The following is a 25,515-nucleotide window of genomic DNA, read 5'->3' as shown; positions in this document are numbered from 1 at the left end:
CTCCCTACCCCTCAAGCCGCGCAAAGGCCAGCCTCAGTAGGGCCCTTCTTCCAACACGCCATCAGACGACATCTGTGCATACAGCAGCCCTTCGCGCAGGCCGCGATCCGCAACGGTCAAACGGTCCGTCGGCCAAATTCGTAGCAAAGCCTGCAAAATCGCGGCCCCGGACATGATCAACGCATGGCGGTCGCGGCCGATACGCGGGTCGGCACGGCGTCCTTCTGGCCCCATATGCAGATAGCTCTGGATCACATGGTCGATCTGATCGGAGGTCATCCGAAGCCCATCCACCTTATTGCGATCATAGCGCTTCAGCCCAAGATGGGACGCCGCAACAGTTGTCACTGTGCCACTCGTCCCCACGATCTGGAACCCCTCGCGAACCTGATCAGTGTCCTGATAAGGCGTAAACTCAGCGAGGTTTTCTTCAAAGAACCAACTCATCAGTGCAAAGCGCGCCGCATCATCGTCCACATCATTAAACTGGTCCCGCAAGGTCGACACGCCAAGAGGCACCGAAATCCAATCAACAACCTTCGCCCCGGGAAATTCGCTGTCTTTGGGATCAAATCCAGTATGCAGCCGCATGATCGCGCGCGGACGGTCCACGCGGGCCACACGGGAAATGTCGATCCAAACAAGCTCAGTCGATCCGCCGCCAATATCGACGACCAGCAACTGTTCTGTCTTCACCGACACCAGCGGCGCGCAGGAAATGACAGCCAGCCGTGCTTCCTCCTCCGGCTCAATGATCTCTAGCTCCAGGCCCGTTTCCCGCGTCACCAGTTTGATGAACTGATCCGCGTTGCCGGCGCGTCGGCAAGCCTCTGTCGCCACCAGACGCATCCGCTTCACAGCATGATGCCGTAGCTTTTTCTGGCAAATCTTCAAAGCGCCAACAGTTCGCGCCATGGACTGACGCGACAATTGCCCTGTGGCCTCAAGCCCCAACCCAAGCTGGACGGATTTCGAAAAGCTGTCGACCACGTGAAATTGGCTGCCTTTGGGTTGCGCAATCAACATCCGGCAGGAATTTGTCCCAAGATCCAGAGCTGCGTACAGGTCCGCTGGGTCCGGCTTTGATGCCACAACGGGCGCGCGCGCAGCTGGTGCCACGGGGTTGAGATGTTTGGGTCTATGTTTCGGCGGCGTTTTCGCCATGGGGCATCGCCTCGAATAACGGGTTAAATTCAACCTAGGCCGCGCGGCCTGCCCGCGCAAGCGTTCTGCATCTCCTTCATATCTTTGATGAAACGAATGATCGTTACGTGGGGTTTCACGCGCAATCGCTGCGGATTATTAAACAGCAGTCGTTCCTGAGATGCATTTTGTCGAAATTCGTCCGTGTCCAATTCACTGGCGCGCTATGTTTGCTCAGCTAAACTAAAATTGAAAAGGCTGTTCACATGCCCGACGTCACCATCGTTTTCTGGCGCGACATCCCCGCGCAGGTCATCGTCGGCAAAGGCCGCCGCGGCTCTAAAATGCCGCTGCCTGAACGGTTCGAGCAAGCTATTGATCGCTGCGCCATGAAGGTCGGTGCCAAAGACGACGATGCTTACATGGCGTCATGGCGCAAAGCGCCCGCCTTTAGTGTCGAAGGCGACCCCGATGACGTCGCAAAAGCCCAAGCGGAGCGGCTTGATCAAGAATACGACGCAGAGAAGATCAAAGCCCTGATTGCCAATGACGGCCATGACGCGTGATCTCTTGGAGGGATAAATTGATGGCATTGCTGAATTTCAAGAAACCCGCTGCAGCGGAAACGACCGTCACCCCTGAGATGGAGGCCTTCCTGAAAGGCTACTCGATCGAGGTTATGCCTCGCACAGCCGAAAAGGTAGACGATTTCCGCGCACTTCTGCCCAAAGGCACGCGCGTCTATATCGCCCATATCGAAGGTACCCCTATTGAAGACATGGTCAAAACAGCCGCTCGGCTCGCCAAGGATGGCTACGCAGTGATGCCCCATTTCCCGGCGCGTATCATTGCGGATGAGGCCATGCTCAGCGATTGGATCTCTCGCTACCAAGGCGAAGCTGATGTGAAACAAGCGCTGTTGCTGGCGGGCGGCGTCGACACGCCGTTTGGTGCATTTGAAAGTTCGATGCAGCTTCTGGAGACCGGGCTCTTTGACAAAGCCGGGTTTGAACGCCTGCATGTCGCAGGTCACCCTGAGGGCAACAAAGACATCGACCCTGACGGTAGTATGAAGAACGTCGACGAAGCGCTTCAATGGAAACAGAAATTCTCTGATCGAACCGATGCACAGATGGCGCTCGCCACCCAATTTGCCTTTGAGGCCGGCCCGATTATCGAATGGGCCAATGCAATCAAAGCCGCGGGCGTCGATATTCCGGTCCATATTGGCATCGCTGGCCCTGCCAAACTGCAAACACTGATCAAATTCGCCATTGCCTGCGGCGTCGGCCCATCCCTGAAAGTGCTACAAAAACGCGCGATGGACGTCACTAAGCTGCTTTTGCCGTATGAGCCGACCGAAGTCCTATCTGAGCTGGCCGCCCACAAGGCTGCCAACCCGGATTTCAACATCGAAAGCGTCCACTTTTTCCCGCTCGGCGGGATCAAAACAAATGCAAACTGGGCCATCGATCACGGCGGCTCCTCCACCGTTCCAGCCGCGAACGCATAGGAAAGAACGTCAATGACCCGTACGGTACTGGAATCAAAAACAAAATCGGTCACTATCGGCTTTGATGAGCCGTTTTGCGTAATCGGTGAACGCATCAACCCAACGGGCCGCAAAATCCTGAATGAAGAGCTTGAGCGCGGTGATTTCTCCCGCGTGGAAGCTGACGCTATTGCTCAGACGATGGCAGGCGCAAACGTGCTCGACATCAATTCCGGCGCGGTGTTTTCCAACAAAATGGCCGAAGATCCGCGCTACGCGGATAACAATTTCGTCGAGCCCATGTTGATGAAGGAATTGGTCGAGCGGGTCCAAAAAGTGTCCGACATTCCGCTTTGCATCGACAGCTCCGTGCCCGGCGCGTTGGAAAACGGCTTAGCTGCCGCTGAGGGGCGTCCGCTGTTGAACTCCGTGACCGGTGAAGAAGAACGGCTGGAACTGGTTTTGCCACTAGTCAAGAAATACAACGTTCCTGTCGTGGCGATATCCAATGACGACACCGGTATCTCAGAAGACCCAGATGTCCGGTTCGCCGTTGCTAAAAAAATCGTGGAACGTGCCGCTGATTTCGGCATTCCCGCGCATGACATCGTGGTCGACCCGCTGGTCATGCCGATCGGCGCCATGGGTACGGCTGGCTTGCAAGTTTTCACCCTCGTGCGCCGCCTACGCGAAGAACTGGGCGTCAACACCACCTGCGGGGCGTCAAACATTTCCTTTGGACTTCCGAACCGCCACGGGATCAACAACGCATTCCTTCCAATGGCTATGGCTGCAGGCATGACATCCGCCATCATGAACCCGGTCGCCCTGCCCGTTGGCCCGAAAAAGCTACAAGAAAAGCGCGACGCACTTGCAGCCGCTGGCATCATCGTGCCCGACGACATCGATATTGAAATCCTTGCTCAATTGACGGGAATGGGGTCCACGAAGCCGCAACCCGGCAAGGAGATGGAGGCAATCCGAGCCGCCAATTTCCTGTCCAACCAGGACCCGTCAGGCGGCGCATGGATCTCTTTCAACAAACCCAAAAATGCTGACGGGTCTGAGGCAGCTGCCCGGGGTGGTCGTGCGGGCCGTGCCGGTGGCAGGCGCCGCCGCGCCTAAGTCGTAACCGCTGTGGGCGCTTGACGTAGCGGCCACAGCAAAACCGCCAAAAACCCGATATTTCCAACAACGTTCGAAGCCGCACCGGCCAGAACGGAGGCCGTGCTATCGACGACAAACCACGTCAGCGTTGCAATAATCAAAAGCCTGCGCATCTGATGCGGTGCCGCCCGGTAAACATCACCACAGACAATCCAGAGCACACCATAAGCTGTGAAAATTCCGCCACCAATGGCCAACATAAGCTGTGCGGTTGAGTCCGTGCCCGTCTGCGCGCCGTCAATGGGCCAGACCAGAATGTCCGCAAGTGCCATGATGAACCCGTTCAACGGCGGATAAGCCGCGAGCGCTGTCAGAAGACCAAACCCTGCAGTGATTGCCCCAACGATCCGGATGCCCTTTATTTGTTTTTCAATGTCCATATCTCTTGCTCCACAATTTGGTTTCGCAAGAGATGACCGTGTCGACAGCGCAAAACAATTACCTCATAGGTAAGTGAAATGCGGCGCGTCCAAGTATATGCTCCTTCATATGACCCAATTCGGCGATCAGCTCAAAACATGGCGGAAAACCCGGCGCCTAAGCCAATTGCAATTGGCGATTGAGGCCGACGTCTCGTCGCGCCACATCTCCTTTCTTGAATCAGGGCGAGCTGGACCGAGCCGGCAGATGGTCCTGCATCTGTCTGATATTCTCGAAATCCCTAAGAACAATCGCAACATCATGCTTCAAGCTGCTGGTTTTGCGGCGCTTTACCCCCAATCGCACCTCGACGATGACCATATGGAAAGCGTTAAGTTTGCAATGCAGTCCCTATTGGCCAAACACAATCCTTATCCGGCCCTTGTGATGGACAAACTTTGGCGATTGGTGGCACTTAATGACACAGCCGCCAAGCTGCTGGGCGTCGCAGGATTGGGCCAGGGCGACAGCCTGCTGGATTGGACTATGAACACCGATATGGCCGCCCAGGTGATCGAGAATTGGGCGGAGGTCGGCCATCATGCTATGACCCGGCTCCGCAACGAAAGCCGCACCCAAGGTGGAATCGCGGAGCTTGAACAGGCCGCCGAGACGCTTGCCAAAGACCCCACCATTGCCGGTTTCACACCAGAGCCCAGTCTGTCGCCTGTGATAAGCACAATTTACCGCATGGGTCCGATGCGCATCCAGATGTTTTCGACCTATGCCAGTTTTGGCGGGGCGGAGGATTTGGCAATCTCCGATCTGAAGATTGAGCTGATGTTCCCGGCGACGCCAGAGGCAGATTCTTTGTTACAATCCCTCTAGGCCGTTCTCCGCCCGCTCGACGTCGCAGACAGCCATTGCGCCGCTGCCCCAAAGCCCTACAAATACGTAAGAATTCTGAACGGCTGGGACCTCATGAGCACTGATCCTTTGGTGATTTTTACGCCCTCGGGCAAACGCGGACATTTTGCGAAAGGTACGCCGGTTTTGACTGCGGCGCGCCAGCTCGGCGTTGATCTGGACTCGGTCTGCGGCGGGCGCGGGATCTGCTCTAAGTGCCAGGTTCAACCTTCCTTTGGGGACTTCCCCAAGCACGGTGTCACTGCCAAAGAAGATGCGCTTTCTGAATGGAACAGCGTCGAGCAGCGTTATGACGATAAACGCGGGCTGCCCAAAGGACGGCGTCTGGGATGTCAGGCGACGGTACAAGGCGATATCGTCATCGACGTCCCCGAAAGCAGTCAGGTCCATAAGCAGGTCGTCCGCAAACGCGTGGAGGCGCGCGATATCACCCTGAACCCGGCCGTGAAGCTCTACTACGTTGAGGTGCGCGAGCCGGACATGCATGATCCATCCGGCGATTTGCAACGTTTGACTGATGCGTTGAAAAAAGAATGGGGCGTCGAAGGCGTCAAGGCCGACCTGACGATCTTGAAAACGCTGCAGCCAACTTTGCGTAAGGGCGAATGGAAGGTCACCTGCGCCATTCATCACAGCCGCGACGAGCTGCCGCCGACATTGGCAGCTATCTGGCCCGGCTATTATGAAGGTTCAATCTATGGCATGGCCGTGGATCTGGGGTCGACCACCATTGCCGGGCACCTATGCGACTTGCAAACCGGCGAAGTCGTCGCCTCCTCCGGTCTCATGAACCCACAAATCCGCTTTGGTGAGGATTTGATGAGCCGCGTTAGCTATTCAATGATGAACGCTGGCGGCGCCGATGAAATGACGCAAGCCGTGCGCGAAGGCATGAACGCGCTTTTCACACAGGTTGCGGCTGAGGCTGAAATCGACAAATCCTTGATCTTTGACGCGGTCTTCGTGTGCAACCCAGTCATGCACCACTTGTTTTTAGGCATCGACCCGTTTGAGCTGGGACAGGCCCCCTTTGCGCTCGCGACCTCGGACGCTGTCACCTTGCCAGCAGCTGAGCTGGAATTGACCCTGCCAAGCACGGCGCAGGCATATCTGCTGCCCTGTATCGCGGGCCATGTCGGCGCAGATGCCGCGGCAGTTGCGTTGTCCGAAGCGCCCGACAAATCCGAAAACCTCTTGTTGGTGGTTGATGTCGGAACCAATGCTGAAATTTTGCTGGGAAATACTGAAAAGGTTCTGGCCTGTTCCTCACCTACCGGACCGGCGTTTGAAGGCGCGCAAATATCATCCGGGCAGCGTGCCGCACCGGGCGCGATCGAGCGCGTTGAAATCGATCCCATCACCAAAGAGCCGCGCTTCCGCGTCATCGGCTCTGAGCTTTGGTCCAATGAAGATGGTTTCAAAGACGCCACCCAAGCCACTGGTATCACAGGTATTTGCGGGTCTGGAATTATTGAAATGGTCGCTGAAATGCGTTTGGCGGGGATCGTCGATGGCCCAGGCCTAATCGGATCGCCTGAGCAGACCGGGACCACCCGATGCTTTCAAGACGGACGCACCTATTCCTACCTTGTCTGGGAGGACGGTGAACGCAAGATAACGGTCACAAACCGAGATATCCGCGAGATCCAGATGGCCAAAGCCGCGCTGTATTCCGGTGCGCGGTTGTTGATGGACAAGTTCGGCACTGACGAGGTGGACCGCGTTGTCCTGGCTGGTGCGTTCGGGGCACATATCTCGCCAAAGCATGCGATGGTCTTGGGCATGATCCCCGATTGCCCACTCGACCGCGTGACCTCGGCTGGCAATGCTGCCGGTACGGGTGCAAGGATCGCGCTTCTGAACAAAGATGCGCGGCGCGAGATTGAACAGACCGTCGGCGAAATCCAAAAGATCGAGACCGCAATCGAGCCGCGTTTTCAAGAACACTTCGTCAATGCCTCCGCCATTCCGAATTCGGCAGAACCATTCCCGATCCTGAATTCCATCGTGAGCCTGCCGGACGTCAACTACAATACTGGCGGCGGCGATACCGGTGGCGGACGCAGACGGCGGCGACGCGGATGAACGACGACCAGCGCACATTCTGGGCAGATCAAGCCGGGCCCGCATGGGTCGCGCAACAGGCCCGAATGGACCACCTTCTAGCACCCGTATTAGATGGCGTGTTGCAACGGGCTGACCTGAAACCGGGTGAGGCTGTGATCGATATTGGCTGTGGTGCGGGCACATCCAGCCTTTTGGCCGGAAAAGCCGTTGGCCCTAGCGGGTCGGCGTTAGGTGTCGATATCTCCGCGACATTGCTCGACGTCGCGCAAAAAAACGTCCCAGAAAACGTGACCTATGCCCTCGCCGATGCTGCGACGTATTCGTTTGAGGTGCGCTGCTTTGATCACCTGATCTCTCGGTTCGGGGTGATGTTCTTCGAAGAACCTACCGAAGCTTTTATCAACATTGCCAAAGCCTTGCGCCCCAACGCTAAAGTCACTTTTGCTTGCTGGGGTCAGATAGAAAACAACCCATATTTTACACATGCAGCCCGCGCGGCGCGGGGCGTCTTGGGACCGATAGAGAAATCTGACCCTGACGGTCCTGGACCGTTTGCATTTCGAAACCCCGATCGCGTACTCACAATTCTTGAAAAAGCGGGTTTCGAAGATTGCGCTGTTGATGTGGTTCAAGAAAACCTGACTGCCGTGGGCGACCTGTCCGAATTCTCTGACCTTTGCTTGTCAATTGGCCCGGCCCAATCAGCTGCAAAGCACCTAGAGGCGAGCGCGGGCCAAATCGAACATATTCATGCGGCTCTGCAAGATGTGTTCCGGGAATTTGACGGGCCAGATGGGTTACGCATCCCAGCCGAGATTAACTATTTCACCGCGCATATGCCCCAGAAATCGGCTTGACCATCACGCGGTGGGCGGATAGCTCTCAGCCTCCCAAGCGGGTATGGTGAAAAGGTATCACGCGAGCTTCCCAAGCTTAAGTTACGGGTTCAATTCCCGTTACCCGCTCCAAAAGCTTTCCTTGAAATGGTTAACGCAACGCGACATGCTAACAGCATTTAAGTAGCGTACCCAAGGAGCGTATTCATGCCCCGCAACCTGATCGTCCTGTTGGACGGAACTGGCAACGAGGTCGGCGACCAGCAAACCAATATATTGCGTCTTTACAGGTGCTTGCACAAAGACGGACCAGATCAGAAGACAATCTACATCCCCGGCGTCGGAACCAATGACAGCCCCAATCAGGCGGGCAAATGGATTCAAAAAGTACGCTCCGTTTTTGGGTTGGCCTTTGGCCTGGGACTGGAAGACGACGTGATGCAGGCCTACAGATTTCTCTGCGCTGAATATGATCCACCCTCAAAGATAGACGACACAAAGCGGGACGATATCCTTATTTTTGGGTTCTCACGCGGTGCCTATGCAGCACGTGTTCTTGCGGGGTTCATTCATAATGTGGGCCTGATGCCGGTACATCAACTGCACCTCGCGCCACAGGTATTTCGTGCCTATCGTGAAATCACGGATGCAGGCGCAGACGCAAATAATGACGACACCTATCAACGCATGCGCGAATATGCCCAAGTGATCGACCAGGAGCTGGTCCCGATCCGGTTTTTGGGTTTGTTTGACACTGTCAGTTCCATGGTGCGCTTCCGGCGTTTTCTCAACAATATCAAGAAACACGGCTCACTTCTCGAACTTGGCACACATGCAAATGTTGACAGCAACACGTCGGTCCAGATGATACGGCACGCCTTGGCAGTTGATGAGCGACGCTCAATGTTTCGCGCCCAAACCTGGGTGCCGACGGAATACAAACCGAACCGTTTCGCCGACGCTGAGGGTCCACAGGACGTCAAGCAGGTCTGGTTTCCGGGATATCACAGTGACATTGGCGGCTCCCCCTTGGAGGACCGCGCAGGTATCGGAAAGCTCACTCTGAAATGGATGCTCGATGATCTAGAAGAAGCTGGTGTCACGCTGAGCTATAAGCGCGGTGCGATCAAACGCTACGTGCTGGGCGGGGTCGAGGATGCACGCACCATGGGCGGGCTTCCCTATTCCAAGCCTGACCCGTTAGCACCTATCCACAATTCACTGAAAGGCGCGTGGCGACTGTTGGAAGGGTTCCCCAAATCTGAGACCCGGCGCGAATGGCCCAAAGGGCGGCCCGGATTCATCTGGTATTTACCTCTTTCGGAGCCGCGTAAAATCCCGCTCGACAAGCCCGACTTGCAGCATGAAATCTCAAACGCGGCCTATACTCGCCGGTCCGAAGACAAAAAATATAACCCGCCCAACTTGCCATAAAGGCCGCTCTGGCGTAGCCCGCTGCATATGAAATATCACACGCCCTTCGCCGCTGATGAGTTGCGCGCCTTCGGCATACCAGCACCTTGGTCTTACGGCACCGCTGACCGCGTTCGCTTTGGCGAGATTGACGCGCTCAACCATGTCAATCACACCGCTTACCTGCGCTGGTTTGAAAGCTTTCGCATCAACTATTTTCGCGACTATGGCCTGTCGAACTATGACGCGGATAGCCCGCGCATCGTGCTAAAATCCATCGCGGCCGAATTCATCAAGGAAATGGTGATCGGGCAGGATTACATCGTAACCGGGCGCACAAGCAGCTTTCGCAACACGTCCTGGGTCATGGACTATGGCGTGTGGACGGACAAAGGCTTGCAAGCAACCGGCAGCAGCGTGATTGTCCAACTACATCCGAAAACCGGTGAAAAGCTGGCGTTGTCGGATGCTGCGCGCGACGCCATGGTCACGCGCGACGGAGCGTCTCAAGCCTAAGCCTTGATCCGCGCCAGCAGCATTTGTGTAGAGCCGTCTTTGCCCGCATCGCTTTGTTCGCCGCGCAGGATTGGGGTCAGCGCATTGGCCAGTTCCTTGCCAAGCTCGACGCCCCACTGGTCGTAGGAATTGATGCCCAGCATCACTCCTTCGACAAAAACGCGGTGCTCATAGAGCGCGATGATCATGCCCAAAACCTCAGGTGTCAGCTGCGGATACAGCAGCGTTGTCGATGGCCGGTCGCCGGGGAACACACGGTGTTTGGCTTGGCGATCACGCTCAGCGCCCTCCAGCCCTTTGGCCGCCATAAGCGCTTGGGCTTGCTCGAAGCTGCGCCCAACCATCAAAGCTTCTGATTGGGCGAGGCAATTTGCGACCAGAAGCTCGTGATGGTGCACGAGGTCATCCTCATGACCATGTGCCGCAACCAGGAATTCACATGGGATCACGCGTGTCCCTTGATGGATCAGCTGATAAAAGGCGTGCTGCCCGTTCGTACCGGGCTCCCCCAGACGACAGGGCCGGAATTGACGGGTAAATCGCCACCATCCATGGCGACAGATTTGCCGTTACTCTCCATTTCCAACTGCTGCAGATAGGCGGGCAATCGTGACAGTCGGTTGTCGTAAGGCAGCACGGCGCGGGTCGCGTGCCCGCAGCCTTGGTTGTGCCAAATGCCCACCAAAGCCAGCAAGACGGGCATGTTTTCCGCCAGGGGCGCCGTTTGAAAGTGCTGGTCCATTGCAGCTCCGCCGGACAGGAAAGCGTCGAAATCATCGGGACCGATGCCAATCATCAAGGCCAGCCCGATTGGTCCCCACATTGAATAGCGACCGCCGACCCAGTCCTCGAACCCGAAGACGCGCGAAGGGGCGATACCGAACGCGGCTGTTTTGTCTTCCGCCGTGGACACAGCCGCAAACTGCGCGCCGGGATCGTCCACTTTGGCGCCCATCCAATCATAGGCGGTGCGCGCGTTCGTCATCGTTTCAATAGTCGTGAAGGTCTTTGACGCCACGATCACCAGCGTCGTCTCAGGGTTCAACCCGGCAAGCGTGTCGGCAATATCCGCGCCGTCAACATTTGAAACGAAATGCAGCCGCGGCCCATCATGGAAAGGCGCCAAAGCAAGTGCGGCCATGGCCGGCCCAAGATCAGAACCGCCAATGCCGATATTGATCACATCGGTGATCGCACCGCCCTGCCCTGAAAATTGTCCGCCGCGCACTGCGTTCGAAAAAGTCGCCATATCGGCACGAATGCGGGCAACCTCTGCCAGCTCATCTGCAAGCCCGGTCGGCGCTGCGGTCTGGGTGCGCAGCAGCGTATGCAGCACAGCACGGCCTTCGGTTTCGTTGATCTTTTCGCCGGCAAACATTGCGTCGCGTTTGGCTTCAACACCCGCCGCTTGCGCCATTGAAACCAGAAATTCACGCGTGGCTGGCGTGATCTGCGTCTTGGAATAATCGAACAGCATCGCGCCTAGTTGGGTCGAAAAATCTTCCGCGCGATCTGCGTCTTTTGCGAATAGGTCCGTGATTTTCGGTTTCGTCGCAGCAATACGCGTCAACTCATCCCAGAGAGCAGCATCCATAGTCGTGGTCCTCGTTATGGGGCCCAATGCACGGTGGCATTAGCCAATACGGTGTTGATCGGTGCCTCATGCGGGCTGAGGCCCTTGGCGCGGTCCAAAGCTGCGCGTTTCTCGTCACCGGTGATTAGAATATGGGTACTCATAGCACCCGACAGCGCCGGTCCCGTAAGCGTCACGCGTGTTTCCTGGCCTTCGGGATGGATCGCCATCAAAGGCGCGTCTGACGCAAGCGCCGCATCCAGTTCGGGCGCACCGGGAAAGAGCGATGCCGTGTGCATATCCGCCCCCATGCCCAGTAGAAGAACCGATATCGGCAACTCAGCAGCAAGGGTTTCACCAACCTCCGCCATGGCGTCATCAGCGTCTTGTCCATCACGGAAAAACGGCACAAACTCAGCCGCTGTAGCGCGGTCTTGCAATAGTCGCGACTTGACCAAGGCAGTGTTCGAACGGTCCGAAGTTTCCGGGACCCAGCGTTCATCACTGAGCATCACATGCACCCGCGCCCAGTCCAGATCAGCAGCGCAGAGCACATCGAAAACCGGGCCCGGCGTCGTCCCACCAGGAACCACAAAACTCACATGGTCATGGTTCAACAGACTACTCTTCAATTCACCGGCCAAGTGCTGGGCCAGATCAATCATCATCATGTCGCGGTCCGGATACTCGACAAACTTCATTTGCGGATCTCCCGCCAACGACGGCCATCCCGGTGCAATAGCATCAACGCATCTTCTGGCCCCGAGCTGCCCGGCTCATAGGTTTTGGGGGTGTCGCCACGGCTGGTCCAGGCCTCAATGATCGGGTCGGTCCATTTCCATGCGGCCTCCACCTCGTCACCACGCATAAACAGTGTTTGGTTGCCCCGGATCACATCCATGATCAGCCGTTCATAGGCGTCCGGCACGTCTTCGGCCTCAGGCCCCAGCGCGTCAGCGAAGGTCATATCCAGCGGCACATCGACCAGACGCATCCCGCCCGGGCCCGGCTCCTTGATGGTCACGCGCATATCCATGCCTTCATCGGGCTGCAGGCGGATGGTCAGAACGTTGGCGTGGCTGCCAGCGTCCTCGTCAAAAATCGAATGCGGTGTTTCCTTGAAATGGATCACGATCTCCGACATCCGCGCTTTCAGCCGCTTGCCTGTGCGCAGATAGAACGGCGTGCCTTTCCAGCGCCAGTTTGAGATATCGACCTTCATCGCGATGAAGCTTTCGGTCTTTGTGTCAGGCTTTTCCGAATGCTCCACGTAGGAGGCAACACCGTCATCACCAGCCCCATACTGCCCGCGCACAATGTTGTCTTGCGGCACGGCATCAAGCGCACGAATAACCTTAAGTTTTTCGTCGCGCACCGCGTCTGGGTCAAACTTCGAAGGCGGTTCCATCGCCGTCAGACACAGCAGTTGCATCAGGTGGTTTTGCACCATGTCCCGCATTGCGCCCGACTTGTCGTAATAGGCCCCGCGCCCGTCCACACTGACAGTTTCGGCTACAGTGATCTGTACGTGGTCAATGTACTGGGCGTTCCAAAGCGGCTCAAACAACACATTGGCAAAGCGCACAGCCATCAGGTTTTGCACTGTTTCTTTACCAAGATAGTGGTCAATGCGGTAAATCTGACTCTCGTCAAAACTATCCGCGAGAACCGCGTTCAAAGCCTTTGCACTTTCAAGGTCACGACCGAACGGCTTTTCGACGACAATACGTGACGTGTCAGTCGCAATTTTATGTTTGTGCAAACGTGTCGCCAGATCGCCAAACAACCCCGGCCCGACGGAGAAATAGAAAGCTTGAATGACGTCCTTGCGGACCAACTTAGCCAGGTCCGCCCAACCATTCTCACCGCGCGCATCAATCGCGACATAGTGTAAGGTTTCGCAGAAACTTTTGATGGTTTTTGCGTCGCGTCGGTCTTTGGGAACAAATTCACTAATCGCGTCGGACACCAATTTGCGAAAGCCCGCATCATCCAAATCGCCGCGCGCCGCGCCAATGATCCGTGATGCTTCAGGCATTTGTCCGGCGCAGAACCGTCTGTACAGGCCTGGCAGGATTTTTCGGCGTGCAAGATCACCCGTCCCGCCAAAAATCACCAAATCAAAGCTACCGACCGGAATGACGCGTGAAACCATCGTGATTTACCTTTGGTCTGCGGACGCCAAATGCGCGCCCAAGTTGCTGTTACCGCAAATGTTAGCGTTAACATGGGTGATCTAACCCCGGCTCTGCGCAATGTCTAGCATGGCCAGAAAACACCACAAGTCTTCACATCACCGTCACCGCTATAACACGATGCTTTTATCTCAGTGTCACTCGGATTAGACACGACGGAACGGCCAAGATCGGAGACCCGGATGAAAGACCAAACGACAGCTGCACCGGCAGCAAACATCGGGAAATTCGTCGATCCGTTGACCACCGCAAAGGGCGATGCACGCGCCTCCGTTGCGCTAACCAACCCGCAAACCCTTTGGTTCAACACGGGAACGCTCTGCAATATCGAATGCGCGAATTGCTATATCCTGTCTTCGCCTACGAATGACGCATTGGTCTACATCTCTGAGGCTGAGGTGCGTGATTACCTCGACCAGCTCGAAACCCGTAATTGGGGCGTGCGCGAGATCGCGTTCACTGGCGGCGAGCCATACATGAACCCCGAAATGAACGCGATGACCCGCGCTGCCTTAGAGCGCGGCTATGAGGTGTTGGTTCTGAGCAATGCAATGCGCCCGATGATGCGTAAATCCGTGCGCGCGGGCATCGCCGAGCTGATTGCTGAATTCGGTGACAAGCTCACCTTCCGCATCTCTGTCGATCATTGGTCGGAGACCTTGCATGACGAAGAACGCGGCGCAGGTGCATTTGCCAAGACAATCGAAGGCATGGAATGGCTACGCGATCAAGGTGCGCGGATGGCAATCGCAGGCCGCTCCATGTGGGACGAAACGCAGGCGGAGGCGCGGGTGGGTTACGCCAAACTTTTTGCCGAGCATGACTTTAAGATCGATGCACAAAATTCTGGTACAACAGTCATTTTCCCAGAAATGGATGAAACGATTGAGGTCCCGGAAATTACGACAGCCTGTTGGGGCATTCTGGACAAATCTCCCGATGCGATGATGTGTTCATCATCGCGCATGGTCGTCAAACGCCGCGGCGCTGAGACGCCCGCTGTGCTGGCCTGCACCCTGCTGCCCTATTCACCAGAATTCGAACTAGGGGAGACACTGGAACACGCCGAAGGCGCTGTGCAACTCAATCACCCCCATTGCGCAAAGTTCTGCGTCTTGGGTGGCGCGAGCTGTTCCGCCTAAGGCGCCATCAGGCACAGCATTTCAAACATCACCGATACGCCCAGCCAAGACGTGATCCCGTTGTTGTCAAAGGGCGGTGATACTTCGACCAGATCCGCTCCAATGAAGTTCAAACCCTGCGCAGCGCGGATCATGTCCAATGCCTGCGCGGATGTCGGGCCACCCACCTCAGGCGTCCCGGTGCCGGGGGCAAAAGCCGGATCAATGAAGTCGATATCGAAGCTGAAATAGGTCGGTGCATCACCCATGATGCCCTTCGCGCGTTCAACGCTGGCAACAAGCCCCGCTTCAAACGCCTCATGCATCGGGATGATTGTGATCCCGTGCTTGGCGCCAAACTGCCGGTCATCATCGTCATACATCGTACCGCGCATTCCGATCATCACGGAGCGTTCGCAATCAATCAAACCTTCCTCAACCGCCATGCGGAACGGGTTACCATGCGTCAGCACAGGGCTGCCAAAATAGGGCGGGAACAGATCCGTATGACTGTCATAGAGCAGCAGCGCAGGCTTGGTGCCTGACCCAGCAATCGCGCGGAGCACCGGCAATGTGCACAGATGATCACCCGCCACACCAAATGGACGCGTTCCGCGACCAAGCATCTCCCCAACAAAACGCGTAATTTCAGCCAAAGTGGTGTCTTGTTCTACCGGGTTCACAGAAACATCGCCCAGATCGGCGCAATTCATCGCTTCAAAAGGGCGCACATTGGTCACGGCATGCTGAGCACGGATCATCGTTGAAGCGTCGCGCAGGGCCCGCGGCCCATGGCGCGCACCGGGCCGATTGGACGTACCCCCATCCCAAGGCATGCCATAAAAGCCCAGTTCAACCTCCGCAATGCGCGGGTGGTCAGCCGTCAGATAGGGTAGCCGCATAAAGCTGGGCAGGCCCGCGAAACGGGGAAGAACGGTCCCCGCGACCGGATGGAAAAAATCGCTCATTCCTGAAGTTCGGCGTCCCAATACAGGAAGTCAATCCAGCTTTCGTGCAAATGGTTCGGCGGAAATTTCCGCCCCATGTTGCGCAGCTGCTCGGATTCAGGTTTGCGCGGCGGTTTACGCAGCGAAAGCCCGGAATTTTTCAGCAATTTTGAGCCCTTGGACAGATTGCACCGCGAACAGGCGGCAACGACATTTTCCCAGCTAGTGATCCCGCCCCGCGCACGTGGCAAAACGTGGTCAAAGGTCAAATCCCCACGCGAGCCACAATATTGGCAGCAGAACTCGTCGCGCAAAAACAGATTGAAACGGGTAAACGCCACTTTTTTTTGCGGTTTCACATAGTCTTTCAGCACCACAACGGACGGAATCTTGATCTCCGTCGTGGGGGAACGAACCACATCTTCATATTCCGACAAGATTGTCACACGGTCGAGGAAAGCGGCTTTCACGGCCTCCTGCCACGTCCAAAGTGATAGCGGGTAGTAAGACAATGGCCGGTAATCGGCATTCAACACCAAGGCCGGATTGTGCTTCAGGCTGCCGGGCTCACGCACAAAATCATGCCGAAACTCGTGAACTGCGTGGTCTTGCATGGGTGACTCGTCTCCCGCCCTGTAACGCCTTGTATCAGACACCAGAGCAGGACCCCCTGCCCTTGCCTTAACGGAAACTATATATCGTATGTCCCGCCTGACAACCCCCGCTATATCGGGGTTTGGGAGCAAGCTCTCAGATTCGCGTGACAGCCCTGTGACAGTTATCCACAGGGCGCGCGCGACTATCCCAGGTCGATATTGAACTGCTTGCCGATAAAGCTGAGCGCGACGCCCAACCCATCTGGTGCGATCCCGTGGCCGGTGCCTTCCATGACATGGCCAAACACCTCGAAGCCCGCGTTTTGCAGCGCGTCGCCGGCCTCGGGCATCGATATCGGTGGCACCACCTCATCTTGATCACCGTGGATCAAAAGTACGGGCGGTTTACACTTCACTTCGTCCTCAAGCAGCTCAGGACGCAACAAACGTCCCGAAATACCGACAATGCCCGCCACCGGGTCCTCGCGGCGCGGCAACACATGCAAGGCCATCATGGTGCCCTGCGAAAAGCCGATAACCACCACCTGTTCCGGCAAAACATCCTCATCCACCATGACCCGGTCTAGATAAGCGTTGAGGTCTTCAACCGCCAAATCCATGCCCGCCTCGGCCTCTTCCTCGGACGAGCCGTCGATCCATGGGATCGGGAACCATTGATACCCCATCGGGTTGCCGATGCAGCGTTCCGGCGCGTTGGGCGCGTAAAACACCGTGTCAGGCAAGTGCTGTGCCAATGGGTCGGCCAGCCCCAGAAGGTCATTGCCATCCGCGCCGTAGCCATGCAGGAAAATCACCACTGTCGAAACTTCGCCCGATGCTGACGCTTTGCGTCCGCCTTCCAGAATACGTGCCATTTAAGAAAGCCCCTCGCGCCCTTTGATATGATGGTAATAGGCAAAGAGCGCGCGGGCCGCAACGGCGCGCCAGGGCGACCAGTTTTCAGCCAGTGCCCGTAGCTCTTTTTCCTTGGGGCGCACTGGCAAATTGAACACATGTTGCGCCGCGATTTGTAGCGCCAAATCGTTCGGCGCGAACACATCTGCATGCCCCAACGAGAACATCGCGTATATCTCCGCCGTCCAATGGCCAATGCCTGGTACAGCGGTCAATGTTTCAACAACCGTTTCGCTATCCGCGCTGCGCAAGCCGTCATAGTCAATCCGCGCCCGCGCCAGTTCTCCGGCGTAGCGAATTTTCTGCCGCGACAAACCACATGCGCGCAAATCATCCTCGCTCGCGGCAGCTACAGCGTCTTCGGACAGCAATCCTGCGTCCTCCAACCGTCCTGATATGGCGCGGGCAGAGGCGACACTTACCTGCTGGGACATGATCGCGCTCAGAAGTTGGCCAAACCCATCGGGACGCAATCGCAATGGCAACGGTTCGACATCAGGCAGGATCGCCGCAAATTCAGGGTGGGTCTCGGCCAACCAGGCCGCGCCTTCGGCCACACAGGCATCGGTCTCAATTCGCCTCAAACTTTGCCACCCATGCGAGCGCCTCCTCTACCGCTTGCACCCGTTCGGCTGCAGGCATTTCAGGCCGTGCGAGCATCAGCACGGGTATCCCAAGCTTTTCTGCCGCCACAATTTTCGAATAGGATGCCGCGCCGCCGGCGTTTTTTACGACAAGCCAATCAATTTGTTCCTGTTTGAATAACGCGACCTCATCTTCAACCGAAAACGGTGGCCGCCCGATAAGGTATTTTCCATTTGGAAAAGGAAACGGCCCATCAGGCGGATCAATCTGGCGGCAAATCAGTGTGCAGTGATCAAATCCAGAAAAATCTTGAAGCGTCTGACGTCCGGTCGCCAGAAAAATCCGCGCGCCGGGCTGGATCATCTGTTTGGCCTGCGCCGCGTCAGATACTTCAAATATCTGGCGCGTGGTGTCGGGCACCCAAGCAGGTCTGAGAAGTTGCAGGTAAGGCATTGACCTTTCGTCACAAATACCAATCGTACGCCGCGATATGCGATGCGCAAAAGGATGCGTTGCGTCGATCACCAGATCGGGTTTGAACGTGTCTAGGAATTCTGAAAACCCCTGCGACCCGCCAAACCCACCGATACGCGTGGCGCAGGGCAACGGCTTCGGCGCGCGTGTCGCCCCCGCCAGCGATGCGGTTATATCATGCCCCAAATCGACCAAGGATTTGGCAAGCAACGTGGCCTCCCCCGTCCCGGCAAGCAACAAAATCCGCATCAGCCCGCCCGCGCCAAAATCTTGCCCGCGCGGTCAATCACGACAACATCAATGCCCATGCCAGTGCCGTCAAGAAACTGCCTCGCATGCGCGCACGCGTGCCGCGCCACGATCTGGCACAGCTCTTCCCCGGCAATTTCCGACGCTTCCAAGGCAGTGTTTGCGTCACGCACATCCGGCAATCCGGCCTCAACAGACCAGTCCCCCAGCAGATCAAAATCAACCTGAGACCGTTTCGAATGCAGATCCCGCGCGCCTTGCGCAAATTTCGTCAGTTTGCCGATGCCGCCGCCTAAAGTGAAATGCGCAACCGGGTGTTTGGCCAGATATTTCAGCAAACCCCCTGCAAAATCCCCCATATCAAGCATCGCGTGATCGGGCAGCCCGTGCAGGTCCTGCACGACGCGTTCACTGGTTGATCCGGTACAGCCGGCGACATGGCCCGTGCCTGTCGCAACCGCCACATCAATCCCCCGGTGGATGGAGGCGATCCACGCGGCGCAGGAAAACGGCCGAACTATGCCAGTTGTGCCAAGGATCGAAAGGCCGCCTTCAATCCCCAGACGCGGGTTCCATGTTTTCAGCGCAAGCGCGCGCCCATTTTGGACAGAAACTGTGATCTCGACATTCGCCGCTTGGCCGTATTCGACAGCCATTTCCTCGACCACACCTCTCATCATCTGACGCGGCACTGGATTGATCGACGGCTCACCGACGTCAATTGGCAGGCCCGGCTTGGTTACGGTACCAACCCCTTCGCCTGCTTTGAAAACAACGCCGCTTGGTGATGCTTGCACACGGGCTTCGATGATCGCGCCATGGGTTACATCAGGATCATCGCCCGCGTCCTTTTCGATGCCCACACGCGCCCATCCCGAACCGCGCTCCGAGCTGTGCACCGCAAAAACCGGCGTCTCGCCTTTCGGCAAGGTGATCCCGACCGTGTCAGGCGTCACACCGCCCCACAGCATCTGCAAGGCCGCCTTCGTGGCCGCTGTCGCGCAAGCGCCCGTGGTCCATCCGCGTTTAAGCCGGGTTGCAGGGTCATTCGTCATAAGGCGCGACTATAGTGGCAAAATTCGCGCCGCCAATGAACGATTGCCGGTCGTTCTTTCGCTTTCCCTAGGCGCGCTCTGCTTGCAATATAGCGACATGACCGACTCGCTTTCCCTTCCCGGCACCGACTGGCCCCGCCTCGAGGCGGGGTGGGTGTGGTTATGCGGCGCAGGCCCGGGCGATCCGGGACTATTGACCTTGCATGCGGTCAATGCGCTCAGGCAGGCCGATGTCGTGATTTACGACGCATTGGTGCAAGAAGCCATATTGGATTGGGCGCCGCAGGCGCAGCATGAATATGCAGGCAAACGCGGCGGCAAGCCGTCCGCCAAGCAACGCGACATTTCGCTTAGGCTGGTAGAACTCGCCCGCCAAGGCAAGAAAGTGCTGCGCCTCAAAGGCGGTGATCCATTCGTCTTCGGGCGTGGCGGCGAAGAAGCCCAAACTTTGGTGCAGCACGGTGTCCCGATCCGCATCATCCCAGGGATTTCCGCAGGCATCGGTGGGCTTGCCTATGCAGGCATCCCCGTGACCCATCGCGACGTCAATCAATCAGTCACATTTGTCACCGGGCACGACCAGTCGGGCAATGCTACGGGCTCACTTGATTGGCCTGCGATTGCGCGCGGCAGTCAGGTCATCGTGATCTACATGGGTATGAAGCACATCGCCCGTATCTCTTCTGAATTACTCAAGGCAGGGCGCTCAAGCGCGGAACCTGTGGCGATTGTTACAACCGCCACGACGCAAGAACAGCGCGTCTTGGAAACGACGCTGGGCACCTGCGTCGCGGATATTGAAACTGCTGGAATGGCACCGCCCGCAATCATTTGCATCGGTCGGTCTGTCCTGATGCGGCAAGTCCTCGATTGGCAAGCGCAGGCCGAGGGTACAGCCCCGCGCAATCTCGACCCGCTGGGGCGTGGCCGCCCGGCAGAAAGCGCGTAAACGGGTCCCTTTATGCCCGGTTTCATCATTGCAGCGCCAAGTTCCGGCAGCGGAAAGACGACGATAACGCTTGGCCTGTTGCGCGCAATCCGGGACAAAAAGATTGCGGTGCGCGGTGCCAAATCCGGGCCCGACTATATCGACCCCAAATTTCACGAAGCCGCTTGCGGCGCGCCCTGCCTGAACCTAGACGCCTGGGCCATGACGCCCGACCGGATCGCGGAGCTGGCAAGCGGCAACGATCTTCTGCTGATCGAAGGCGCGATGGGTCTCTTTGATGGAGCCCCGCCCCATGGAAAGGGCGCCGTAGCCGACCTGGCGCGCCAATTGAATCTGCCGGTGATCTTGGTGGTCGATGCGTCTAAAACGGCGCAATCCATCGCGCCCTTGGTTGCAGGGTTTGCCCAGTTCGACCCGGCAGTCCGCATCGCAGGTGTGATCCTCAACAAGGTTGGCAGCGCGCGCCATGTTCGCATGTTGACGACTGCCTTGGAACCACTCGGTATTCCCGTACTGGGTTGCGTGATGCGCGATGCAGGGCTTGAGATCCCGTCGCGCCATTTGGGTTTGGTGCAAGCACAAGAACACGCAGATCTCGAAACGTTCCTTGACGGTGCCGCCGCACAGATGTGCGAGGAGGTCGACATTGACGCTCTGCTCCGCCTAAGCGCGCCGCTGCCTGATCATGTAGCGAACCGTCCGATCCCACCCCAACGGCGTCATATCGCAATCGCCCAAGACGCGGCATTTTCCTTCATCTACCCCCATCTTCTGCGCGGCTGGATTGAGGCCGGTATTACGATAAGCACATTCTCCCCCCTGAATGACGATCCTGTGCCGCCTGCTGACCTGGTCTACCTGCCGGGCGGCTATCCCGAGCTGCATGCCGCAAACCTAGCCGCGGCAAAAACCTTTCTTGAAAGCCTAAGAAAAACCGCGAAACACACTGATATTTATGGGGAATGCGGCGGCTACATGGTTCTGGGTGACAGCCTGACCGACGCGCATGGCACATCCCATCGGATGGCCGGCCTTCTGCGCCTTGAAACCAGTTTCGCGCAGCGCAAACTGCATCTGGGCTACCGAGAACTCGCTGCAAAAAAAGGCCCCCTCAAAGGCCAGTTTAAAGGCCACGAGTTCCACTATGCGACCACATTGCGCGCTGAAGGCACCCCGCTGTTTCAAGCCCATGACGCAGAAGGCAATTCGCTACCGGCCATGGGGTTGGTCGAAGGACGGGTATCAGGCTCATTCGCCCATATCATCGACCGCGTCTTGCCATGACCGGCACGTGGGCGTAGGGCAAAGAGCATGACCGATCACGCCATCAATCCCGAGACCGACGATAGCCGCGCCCGGCGCAATGTGTGGGTCCTTGTATTGGCCCAAGCGATCCTTGGCGCGCAGATGCCCATGATCTTTGTCACCGGCGGTCTGGCCGGAAATATGTTGTCGACAAACCCGTGCCTGGCGACCCTGCCAATTTCAATGATCGTCTTCAGCTCAATGACCACTGCGCCTTGGCTCAGCCCGTTCATGCAACGCAACGGACGGCGTGCGGGCTTCATTTTGGGCGCTATTGCGGGTGCAGCTGGTGCGGCGCTTGCCGCATACGGGCTCTATATTGGTTCGTTCATTACACTCCTCGCAGGCAGCTATCTTACGGGTATCTACATGTCCGCGCAGGGCTTTTACCGCTTCGCGGCGACGGACATGGCATCAGACAGCTATAAACCCAAAGCAATTTCCTATGTGATGGCGGGCGGGCTTTTGTCGGCCATCATCGGCCCGCAGCTGAACAAGGGCGTTATGGAAGCGTGGATGATCCCATTCTTCGGCACCTACGCCGCAGTGGTCGTCCTGAACCTCGTAGGCCTTTTCCTTTTCTTCGCGCTTGATCTACCCGGTAAGGTCACGCAGCAGGTCAGCGCAACCGCAAGCGCCGCGCGCACAAAAATGGAGCTGCTCAAGGACCCGCGCATCGCAGTTGCCGTCATCTGCGCCATGGTCGCCTATGCCCTTATGAATCTGGTGATGACATCGACGCCTTTGGCCGTTGTCGGCTGCGGGTTCACCAATGACAACGCGAATGACATCGTCTCGGCCCACGTGCTGGCGATGTTTGCGCCATCCTTCTTTACTGGGCACCTGATCGCGCGGTTTGGGGTCGAAAAAATCATCGGCGCGGGGCTGGTAATTTTGGGATTTGCCGGGGTGGTGGCCCTGTCGGGCGTCGAGCTCACCAACTTTTTCGGCGCGCTGATCTTGCTGGGTCTCGGCTGGAACTTCGGCTTTATCGGCGCCACGACGCTCTTGGCATCGTCCCACAGCGCGGCAGAGCGCGGTCGCGTCCAAGGCCTCAATGACGCTTTAGTCTTTGGCTGCGTGACCGTCGCCTCGCTGGCCTCCGGCGGGTTGATGAATTGCTCAGGTGGTACACCGGTCGAAGGATGGAACGCAGTCAACTACGCAATGGGACCGTTTTTGGCGCTTGCAGGCGGCGCTTTGGTCTGGCTTGTGATCGACCGCAGCAAAACGGCCTAACGCCACCATCCAAGCATTGAAAGCTTCAAAAGCCGCAACCTCTTTGAGAATTCAGAGCTGGCAAAACCCTGTTCCAACGCGCCCTTCGGATCGTTGATCGCGTGCTGCAAGATCGGCAAAGCCTGCCAGCCCGACAACATCAAACCCGCATGTTCCTTTGATACTTCACGACGGCCGGAGCGGGAAAAATCCAAGGCTTTTAGAGCGTCCCCAGCAAGGTCACGATACCCATCTGCGTCACCCACCGGCAAAGGCCGTTTGCCCCGCGCCGCCAGCTCGGGCGCTGCCCGCAGCATCGCAGCCACGCCGCAGCCATAGGCAAATTTGGCAATGATCTCGACATCCACCGGCCCAATCAGCCGCGCTGCCGTCCCGATCAATGCTCCATAGGTCGCGTCAATATAAGCATCAAACGCCTGCCGGTGCGGGAACGGGTCGCTGTAGATATCCCACGCGCGCGCCTGTACCAGCCGATCCAGTACCATCGCGCCCTCCGCATCCAAAACCTCTGCCAATGGGACGGTCACAGCATGTGACCGCACGGCGCGTCCTTCACGGATTTCTTCTAACGCATCGCGCCACCATTGCAGCCGGATTTCAGCGATCATGGTTTCGTGCGTGACCCATGGCGCACGCGTGACCTCAACGTTGAACGCGTAAAGCGGCCAAAGGATGCGTTGAACCCGCTCGGATGCCAACTGCGCGGTGACAAAGCGATCCGGGTCCGCATTTTCAACGATCTCGGCGCAGGCCTCAAGGCTCACGCCGTCGCACCTTCTTGGATGAGCTTCCAGTTGATGGCATCAAGAAGCGCTTCGAACGAAGCGTCCACAATATTTGGCGACACACCCACGGTTGACCAACGCCGCCCGGCGCTATCGGCGCTGTCAATAATGACCCGCGTGACCGCCGCCGTGCCGCCTTGGGTGATACGCACCTTGAAATCGACCAGATGCATGTCTTCCAAAACCGACGTGTAGCTGCCCAGATCCTTGGCAAGCGCTTTCCAAAGCGCGTTGACCGGCCCGCGATCCGATCCGCTTTCATCCATGGATTCCGAGACGCTCAGCATCTTTTGATCCCCGACTTTCACCACCACCACGGCCTCGGACAACGACACCATTTTGTTGTATTTGTTTTTCCGCCGTTCGACCGTCACCTTGTATCGTTTAACGTCAAAGAAGTCCGGGATCAGCCCGAGTTCTGCACGGGCCAGCATTTCAAAAGACGCCTGCGCGGTGTCATAGGAATAGCCTTTGTCTTCCTCTCGCTTGATCCGATCAAGAATACGCGGCAGTGCCGATTTATCGACCTCGCCCAATCCCATTTCAGCCAGCCTCTTGCGCAGATTAGACTGCCCGGCCTGATTGGACATCGGAATGATGCGTGCATTGCCGACCGCGGCAGGGTCGACATGCTCATAGGTGGTCGGGTCTTTCAGAATGGCCGAAGCATGCAACCCCGCCTTATGTGCAAAGGCGGAGGCTCCGACGTATGGCGCTTGCCGGTTCGGGACGCGGTTCAGGATGTCGTCAAGCTTGCGGGAGGCGAGCGTCAGCATGGGCAGGTTTTCGACAGCGATCCCGGTCTCGAAGCGTTCCGCGAAGTTGGGTTTCAGAAGCAGCGTCGGGATGATTGATGTCAGATTGGCATTGCCGCAGCGTTCCCCAAGCCCGTTTAGCGTGCCCTGGATTTGGCGCGCACCGGCCTCGACCGCTGCGAGGCTGCCGGCTACGGCGTTTTCCGTGTCGTTATGTGTGTGGATGCCAAGGTTTGTGCCGGGGATGCCGGAAGTGATGACGGCCTCAACGATACCCGAAATCTCGGACGGCAGCGTGCCGCCATTGGTGTCGCACAGCGCGATCCAGCGGCAGCCGGCTTCATAGGCAGCGTGGATGGCTTGCAGAGCGTAGTCGGGGTTGGATTTGTAGCCGTCAAAGAAATGTTCCGCGTCAAAAATCGCTTCGCGGCCCTGGGCCGCGATATGTTTGAAGGAGGCGGCGATGTTTTCGGTGTTCTCCTCAAGGGAGATGCCAAGCGCGGTCTTTACGTGGAAATCATGGGTCTTTCCCACCAGACAGACCGACGGGGTGCCGGCGTTGAGCACGGCGGCGAGGACGTCATCATTTTCGGCGGAGCGGCCGGATCGCTTGGTCATCCCGAAGGCGGTCATCGTGGCGTTTGTCTGGGGAGCGTTCTCAAAAAATTCGCTGTCGGTCGGGTTCGCGCCGGGCCAGCCGCCTTCGATGTGATCGATCCCGATCGCGTCCAGCATTTCGGCGATCTGGACCTTTTCGGGGGTCGAGAACTGGACCCCTTGGGTCTGCTGGCCGTCACGCAGGGTGGTATCGAAAAGAAAGAGGCGCTCGCGGGTCATGGGCTGGCTTTCAC

Annotated in this window: 24 protein-coding genes, 1 tRNA gene and 1 pseudogene; 13 read left to right on the top strand and 13 right to left on the bottom strand. The window is 57.4% G+C overall.

Features of this window, described 5'->3' with window-relative positions:
- Nucleotides 1-33: 33 nt before the first annotated feature.
- Nucleotides 34-1,164, bottom strand: a complete 1,131-nt coding sequence (locus tag ACZ1G7_RS01825; RefSeq protein ID WP_472661840.1) for a Ppx/GppA phosphatase family protein — start codon at nucleotides 1,162-1,164, stop codon at nucleotides 34-36.
- Between the two features lie 245 nt (nucleotides 1,165-1,409).
- Here ACZ1G7_RS01825 and ACZ1G7_RS01820 point away from each other — a divergent pair, with 245 nt between their 5' ends.
- Genes ACZ1G7_RS01820 through ACZ1G7_RS01810 form a run of 3 tightly spaced genes read left to right on the top strand, consistent with a single transcriptional unit; the run spans nucleotide 1,410 to nucleotide 3,760 of the window.
- Nucleotides 1,410-1,709, top strand: coding sequence for a virulence factor (locus ACZ1G7_RS01820; RefSeq protein ID WP_472661839.1), 300 nt, complete (start codon nucleotides 1,410-1,412; stop codon nucleotides 1,707-1,709).
- Between the two features lie 20 nt (nucleotides 1,710-1,729).
- Complete coding sequence (locus ACZ1G7_RS01815) at nucleotides 1,730-2,656, top strand: methylenetetrahydrofolate reductase (protein ID WP_472661838.1); 927 nt, start codon at nucleotides 1,730-1,732, stop codon at nucleotides 2,654-2,656.
- Nucleotides 2,657-2,668: 12 nt separating this feature from the next.
- Nucleotides 2,669-3,760, top strand: a complete 1,092-nt coding sequence (locus ACZ1G7_RS01810; protein WP_472661837.1) for a methyltetrahydrofolate cobalamin methyltransferase — start codon at nucleotides 2,669-2,671, stop codon at nucleotides 3,758-3,760.
- Here ACZ1G7_RS01810 and ACZ1G7_RS01805 read toward each other — a convergent pair.
- The gene (locus tag ACZ1G7_RS01805) at nucleotides 3,757-4,182 is read right to left on the bottom strand and encodes an excinuclease ABC subunit A (protein WP_472661835.1); all 426 of its coding nucleotides are present in this window, start codon (nucleotides 4,180-4,182) and stop codon (nucleotides 3,757-3,759) included. The two genes, ACZ1G7_RS01810 and ACZ1G7_RS01805, sit on opposite strands and share 4 nt — an antisense overlap.
- A 109-nt stretch (nucleotides 4,183-4,291) precedes the next feature.
- Here ACZ1G7_RS01805 and ACZ1G7_RS01800 point away from each other — a divergent pair, with 109 nt between their 5' ends.
- The 6 genes from ACZ1G7_RS01800 (at nucleotide 4,292) to ACZ1G7_RS01775 (ending at nucleotide 9,921) form a co-directional block, all read left to right on the top strand.
- Nucleotides 4,292-5,050, top strand: a complete 759-nt coding sequence (locus ACZ1G7_RS01800) for a helix-turn-helix domain-containing protein (RefSeq protein WP_472661834.1) — start codon at nucleotides 4,292-4,294, stop codon at nucleotides 5,048-5,050.
- Nucleotides 5,051-5,143: 93 nt separating this feature from the next.
- Nucleotides 5,144-7,174, top strand: a complete 2,031-nt coding sequence (locus ACZ1G7_RS01795; RefSeq protein WP_472661832.1) for an ASKHA domain-containing protein — start codon at nucleotides 5,144-5,146, stop codon at nucleotides 7,172-7,174.
- Nucleotides 7,171-8,013: a class I SAM-dependent methyltransferase gene (locus ACZ1G7_RS01790; protein ID WP_472661831.1), complete on the top strand. Its 843-nt coding sequence runs from the start codon at nucleotides 7,171-7,173 to the stop codon at nucleotides 8,011-8,013. Before ACZ1G7_RS01795 ends, ACZ1G7_RS01790 begins: the two co-directional genes overlap by 4 nt.
- Nucleotides 8,014-8,050: 37 nt before the next feature.
- Nucleotides 8,051-8,124, top strand: a tRNA-Gly gene (locus ACZ1G7_RS01785).
- Between the two features lie 75 nt (nucleotides 8,125-8,199).
- Nucleotides 8,200-9,426, top strand: coding sequence for a DUF2235 domain-containing protein (locus tag ACZ1G7_RS01780; protein WP_472661829.1), 1,227 nt, complete (start codon nucleotides 8,200-8,202; stop codon nucleotides 9,424-9,426).
- 27 nt (nucleotides 9,427-9,453) lie between these two features.
- On the top strand, nucleotides 9,454-9,921 hold the full coding sequence (locus ACZ1G7_RS01775) for an acyl-CoA thioesterase (RefSeq protein WP_472661827.1): 468 nt from the start codon (nucleotides 9,454-9,456) through the stop codon (nucleotides 9,919-9,921).
- On the opposite strand, the pseudogene pgi reads toward ACZ1G7_RS01775, so the two are convergent.
- The 3 genes and pseudogenes from pgi to zwf form a co-directional block, all read right to left on the bottom strand.
- Nucleotides 9,918-11,515 (bottom strand): annotated as a pseudogene (pgi, locus tag ACZ1G7_RS01770) (glucose-6-phosphate isomerase). The gene ACZ1G7_RS01775 and the pseudogene pgi overlap by 4 nt on opposite strands.
- A 14-nt stretch (nucleotides 11,516-11,529) precedes the next feature.
- On the bottom strand, nucleotides 11,530-12,195 hold the full coding sequence (gene pgl / locus ACZ1G7_RS01765) for a 6-phosphogluconolactonase (RefSeq protein ID WP_472661826.1): 666 nt from the start codon (nucleotides 12,193-12,195) through the stop codon (nucleotides 11,530-11,532).
- Nucleotides 12,192-13,649, bottom strand: coding sequence for a glucose-6-phosphate dehydrogenase (gene zwf, locus ACZ1G7_RS01760; RefSeq protein ID WP_472661824.1), 1,458 nt, complete (start codon nucleotides 13,647-13,649; stop codon nucleotides 12,192-12,194). Before zwf ends, pgl begins: the two co-directional genes overlap by 4 nt.
- Before the next feature lie 222 nt (nucleotides 13,650-13,871).
- On the opposite strand from zwf, the gene ACZ1G7_RS01755 reads away from it, so the two are divergent.
- The gene (locus ACZ1G7_RS01755) at nucleotides 13,872-14,831 is read left to right on the top strand and encodes a radical SAM protein (protein WP_472661823.1); all 960 of its coding nucleotides are present in this window, start codon (nucleotides 13,872-13,874) and stop codon (nucleotides 14,829-14,831) included.
- On the opposite strand, the gene ACZ1G7_RS01750 is transcribed toward ACZ1G7_RS01755, so the two are convergent.
- From ACZ1G7_RS01750 to ACZ1G7_RS01725, 6 genes are all read right to left on the bottom strand, one after another.
- Nucleotides 14,828-15,778, bottom strand: a complete 951-nt coding sequence (locus ACZ1G7_RS01750) for an agmatinase (RefSeq protein ID WP_472661821.1) — start codon at nucleotides 15,776-15,778, stop codon at nucleotides 14,828-14,830. The genes ACZ1G7_RS01755 and ACZ1G7_RS01750 overlap by 4 nt on opposite strands.
- Complete coding sequence (locus tag ACZ1G7_RS01745; protein WP_472661820.1) at nucleotides 15,775-16,371, bottom strand: HNH endonuclease; 597 nt, start codon at nucleotides 16,369-16,371, stop codon at nucleotides 15,775-15,777. Before ACZ1G7_RS01745 ends, ACZ1G7_RS01750 begins: the two co-directional genes overlap by 4 nt.
- A gap of 185 nt (nucleotides 16,372-16,556) precedes the next feature.
- Nucleotides 16,557-17,228 (bottom strand): alpha/beta hydrolase, encoded by a 672-nt coding sequence (locus tag ACZ1G7_RS01740; RefSeq protein ID WP_472661819.1) that lies wholly within the window; start codon nucleotides 17,226-17,228, stop codon nucleotides 16,557-16,559.
- Nucleotides 17,229-17,852, bottom strand: coding sequence for a DNA-3-methyladenine glycosylase family protein (locus ACZ1G7_RS01735; protein ID WP_472661817.1), 624 nt, complete (start codon nucleotides 17,850-17,852; stop codon nucleotides 17,229-17,231).
- Nucleotides 17,839-18,576: a cobalt-precorrin-6A reductase gene (locus ACZ1G7_RS01730; protein WP_472661815.1), complete on the bottom strand. Its 738-nt coding sequence runs from the start codon at nucleotides 18,574-18,576 to the stop codon at nucleotides 17,839-17,841. Before ACZ1G7_RS01730 ends, ACZ1G7_RS01735 begins: the two co-directional genes overlap by 14 nt.
- Nucleotides 18,576-19,631 (bottom strand): cobalt-precorrin-5B (C(1))-methyltransferase, encoded by a 1,056-nt coding sequence (locus ACZ1G7_RS01725; RefSeq protein ID WP_472661813.1) that lies wholly within the window; start codon nucleotides 19,629-19,631, stop codon nucleotides 18,576-18,578. Before ACZ1G7_RS01725 ends, ACZ1G7_RS01730 begins: the two co-directional genes overlap by 1 nt.
- Before the next feature lie 97 nt (nucleotides 19,632-19,728).
- Here ACZ1G7_RS01725 and cobA point away from each other — a divergent pair, with 97 nt between their 5' ends.
- From cobA to ACZ1G7_RS01710, 3 genes are read left to right on the top strand one after another with little or no spacing between them, the layout of a single operon-like run.
- Nucleotides 19,729-20,580 (top strand): uroporphyrinogen-III C-methyltransferase, encoded by an 852-nt coding sequence (gene cobA / locus ACZ1G7_RS01720; RefSeq protein WP_472661811.1) that lies wholly within the window; start codon nucleotides 19,729-19,731, stop codon nucleotides 20,578-20,580.
- A 12-nt stretch (nucleotides 20,581-20,592) separates the two neighbouring features.
- Nucleotides 20,593-21,864, top strand: a complete 1,272-nt coding sequence (locus ACZ1G7_RS01715) for a cobyrinate a,c-diamide synthase (protein ID WP_472661810.1) — start codon at nucleotides 20,593-20,595, stop codon at nucleotides 21,862-21,864.
- Nucleotides 21,865-21,891: 27 nt separating this feature from the next.
- A complete protein-coding gene (locus ACZ1G7_RS01710) occupies nucleotides 21,892-23,124 on the top strand; it encodes an MFS transporter (RefSeq protein WP_472661809.1) in 1,233 nt (410 codons plus the stop codon).
- On the opposite strand, the gene ACZ1G7_RS01705 is transcribed toward ACZ1G7_RS01710, so the two are convergent.
- The gene (locus ACZ1G7_RS01705) at nucleotides 23,121-23,888 is read right to left on the bottom strand and encodes a squalene/phytoene synthase family protein (RefSeq protein ID WP_472661808.1); all 768 of its coding nucleotides are present in this window, start codon (nucleotides 23,886-23,888) and stop codon (nucleotides 23,121-23,123) included. The two genes, ACZ1G7_RS01710 and ACZ1G7_RS01705, sit on opposite strands and share 4 nt — an antisense overlap.
- A complete protein-coding gene (cimA, locus tag ACZ1G7_RS01700) occupies nucleotides 23,885-25,501 on the bottom strand; it encodes a citramalate synthase (RefSeq protein ID WP_472661807.1) in 1,617 nt (538 codons plus the stop codon). Before cimA ends, ACZ1G7_RS01705 begins: the two co-directional genes overlap by 4 nt.
- Between the last annotated feature and the right edge of the window lie 14 nt (nucleotides 25,502-25,515).

This window comes from Litoreibacter sp. JB4-2 (assembly GCF_055693445.1).
This window is presented reverse-complemented; position numbering and strand designations above follow the sequence as displayed.

Excerpts from the sequence above, each read along its gene's own strand:
- ACZ1G7_RS01825 (WP_472661840.1), bottom strand. The coding sequence starts at position 1,164 with ATGGCGAAAACGCCGCCGAAACATAGACCCAAACATCTCAACCCCGTG.
- ACZ1G7_RS01820 (WP_472661839.1), top strand. The coding sequence starts at position 1,410 with ATGCCCGACGTCACCATCGTTTTCTGGCGCGACATCCCCGCGCAGGTC.
- ACZ1G7_RS01815 (WP_472661838.1), top strand. The coding sequence starts at position 1,730 with ATGGCATTGCTGAATTTCAAGAAACCCGCTGCAGCGGAAACGACCGTC.
- ACZ1G7_RS01810 (WP_472661837.1), top strand. The coding sequence starts at position 2,669 with ATGACCCGTACGGTACTGGAATCAAAAACAAAATCGGTCACTATCGGC.
- ACZ1G7_RS01805 (WP_472661835.1), bottom strand. The coding sequence starts at position 4,182 with ATGGACATTGAAAAACAAATAAAGGGCATCCGGATCGTTGGGGCAATC.
- ACZ1G7_RS01800 (WP_472661834.1), top strand. The coding sequence starts at position 4,292 with ATGACCCAATTCGGCGATCAGCTCAAAACATGGCGGAAAACCCGGCGC.
- ACZ1G7_RS01795 (WP_472661832.1), top strand. The coding sequence starts at position 5,144 with ATGAGCACTGATCCTTTGGTGATTTTTACGCCCTCGGGCAAACGCGGA.
- ACZ1G7_RS01790 (WP_472661831.1), top strand. The coding sequence starts at position 7,171 with ATGAACGACGACCAGCGCACATTCTGGGCAGATCAAGCCGGGCCCGCA.
- ACZ1G7_RS01780 (WP_472661829.1), top strand. The coding sequence starts at position 8,200 with ATGCCCCGCAACCTGATCGTCCTGTTGGACGGAACTGGCAACGAGGTC.
- ACZ1G7_RS01775 (WP_472661827.1), top strand. The coding sequence starts at position 9,454 with ATGAAATATCACACGCCCTTCGCCGCTGATGAGTTGCGCGCCTTCGGC.
- pgl (WP_472661826.1), bottom strand. The coding sequence starts at position 12,195 with ATGAAGTTTGTCGAGTATCCGGACCGCGACATGATGATGATTGATCTG.
- zwf (WP_472661824.1), bottom strand. The coding sequence starts at position 13,649 with ATGGTTTCACGCGTCATTCCGGTCGGTAGCTTTGATTTGGTGATTTTT.
- ACZ1G7_RS01755 (WP_472661823.1), top strand. The coding sequence starts at position 13,872 with ATGAAAGACCAAACGACAGCTGCACCGGCAGCAAACATCGGGAAATTC.
- ACZ1G7_RS01750 (WP_472661821.1), bottom strand. The coding sequence starts at position 15,778 with ATGAGCGATTTTTTCCATCCGGTCGCGGGGACCGTTCTTCCCCGTTTC.
- ACZ1G7_RS01745 (WP_472661820.1), bottom strand. The coding sequence starts at position 16,371 with ATGCAAGACCACGCAGTTCACGAGTTTCGGCATGATTTTGTGCGTGAG.
- ACZ1G7_RS01740 (WP_472661819.1), bottom strand. The coding sequence starts at position 17,228 with ATGGCACGTATTCTGGAAGGCGGACGCAAAGCGTCAGCATCGGGCGAA.
- ACZ1G7_RS01730 (WP_472661815.1), bottom strand. The coding sequence starts at position 18,576 with ATGCGGATTTTGTTGCTTGCCGGGACGGGGGAGGCCACGTTGCTTGCC.
- ACZ1G7_RS01725 (WP_472661813.1), bottom strand. The coding sequence starts at position 19,631 with ATGACGAATGACCCTGCAACCCGGCTTAAACGCGGATGGACCACGGGC.
- cobA (WP_472661811.1), top strand. The coding sequence starts at position 19,729 with ATGACCGACTCGCTTTCCCTTCCCGGCACCGACTGGCCCCGCCTCGAG.
- ACZ1G7_RS01715 (WP_472661810.1), top strand. The coding sequence starts at position 20,593 with ATGCCCGGTTTCATCATTGCAGCGCCAAGTTCCGGCAGCGGAAAGACG.
- ACZ1G7_RS01710 (WP_472661809.1), top strand. The coding sequence starts at position 21,892 with ATGACCGATCACGCCATCAATCCCGAGACCGACGATAGCCGCGCCCGG.
- cimA (WP_472661807.1), bottom strand. The coding sequence starts at position 25,501 with ATGACCCGCGAGCGCCTCTTTCTTTTCGATACCACCCTGCGTGACGGC.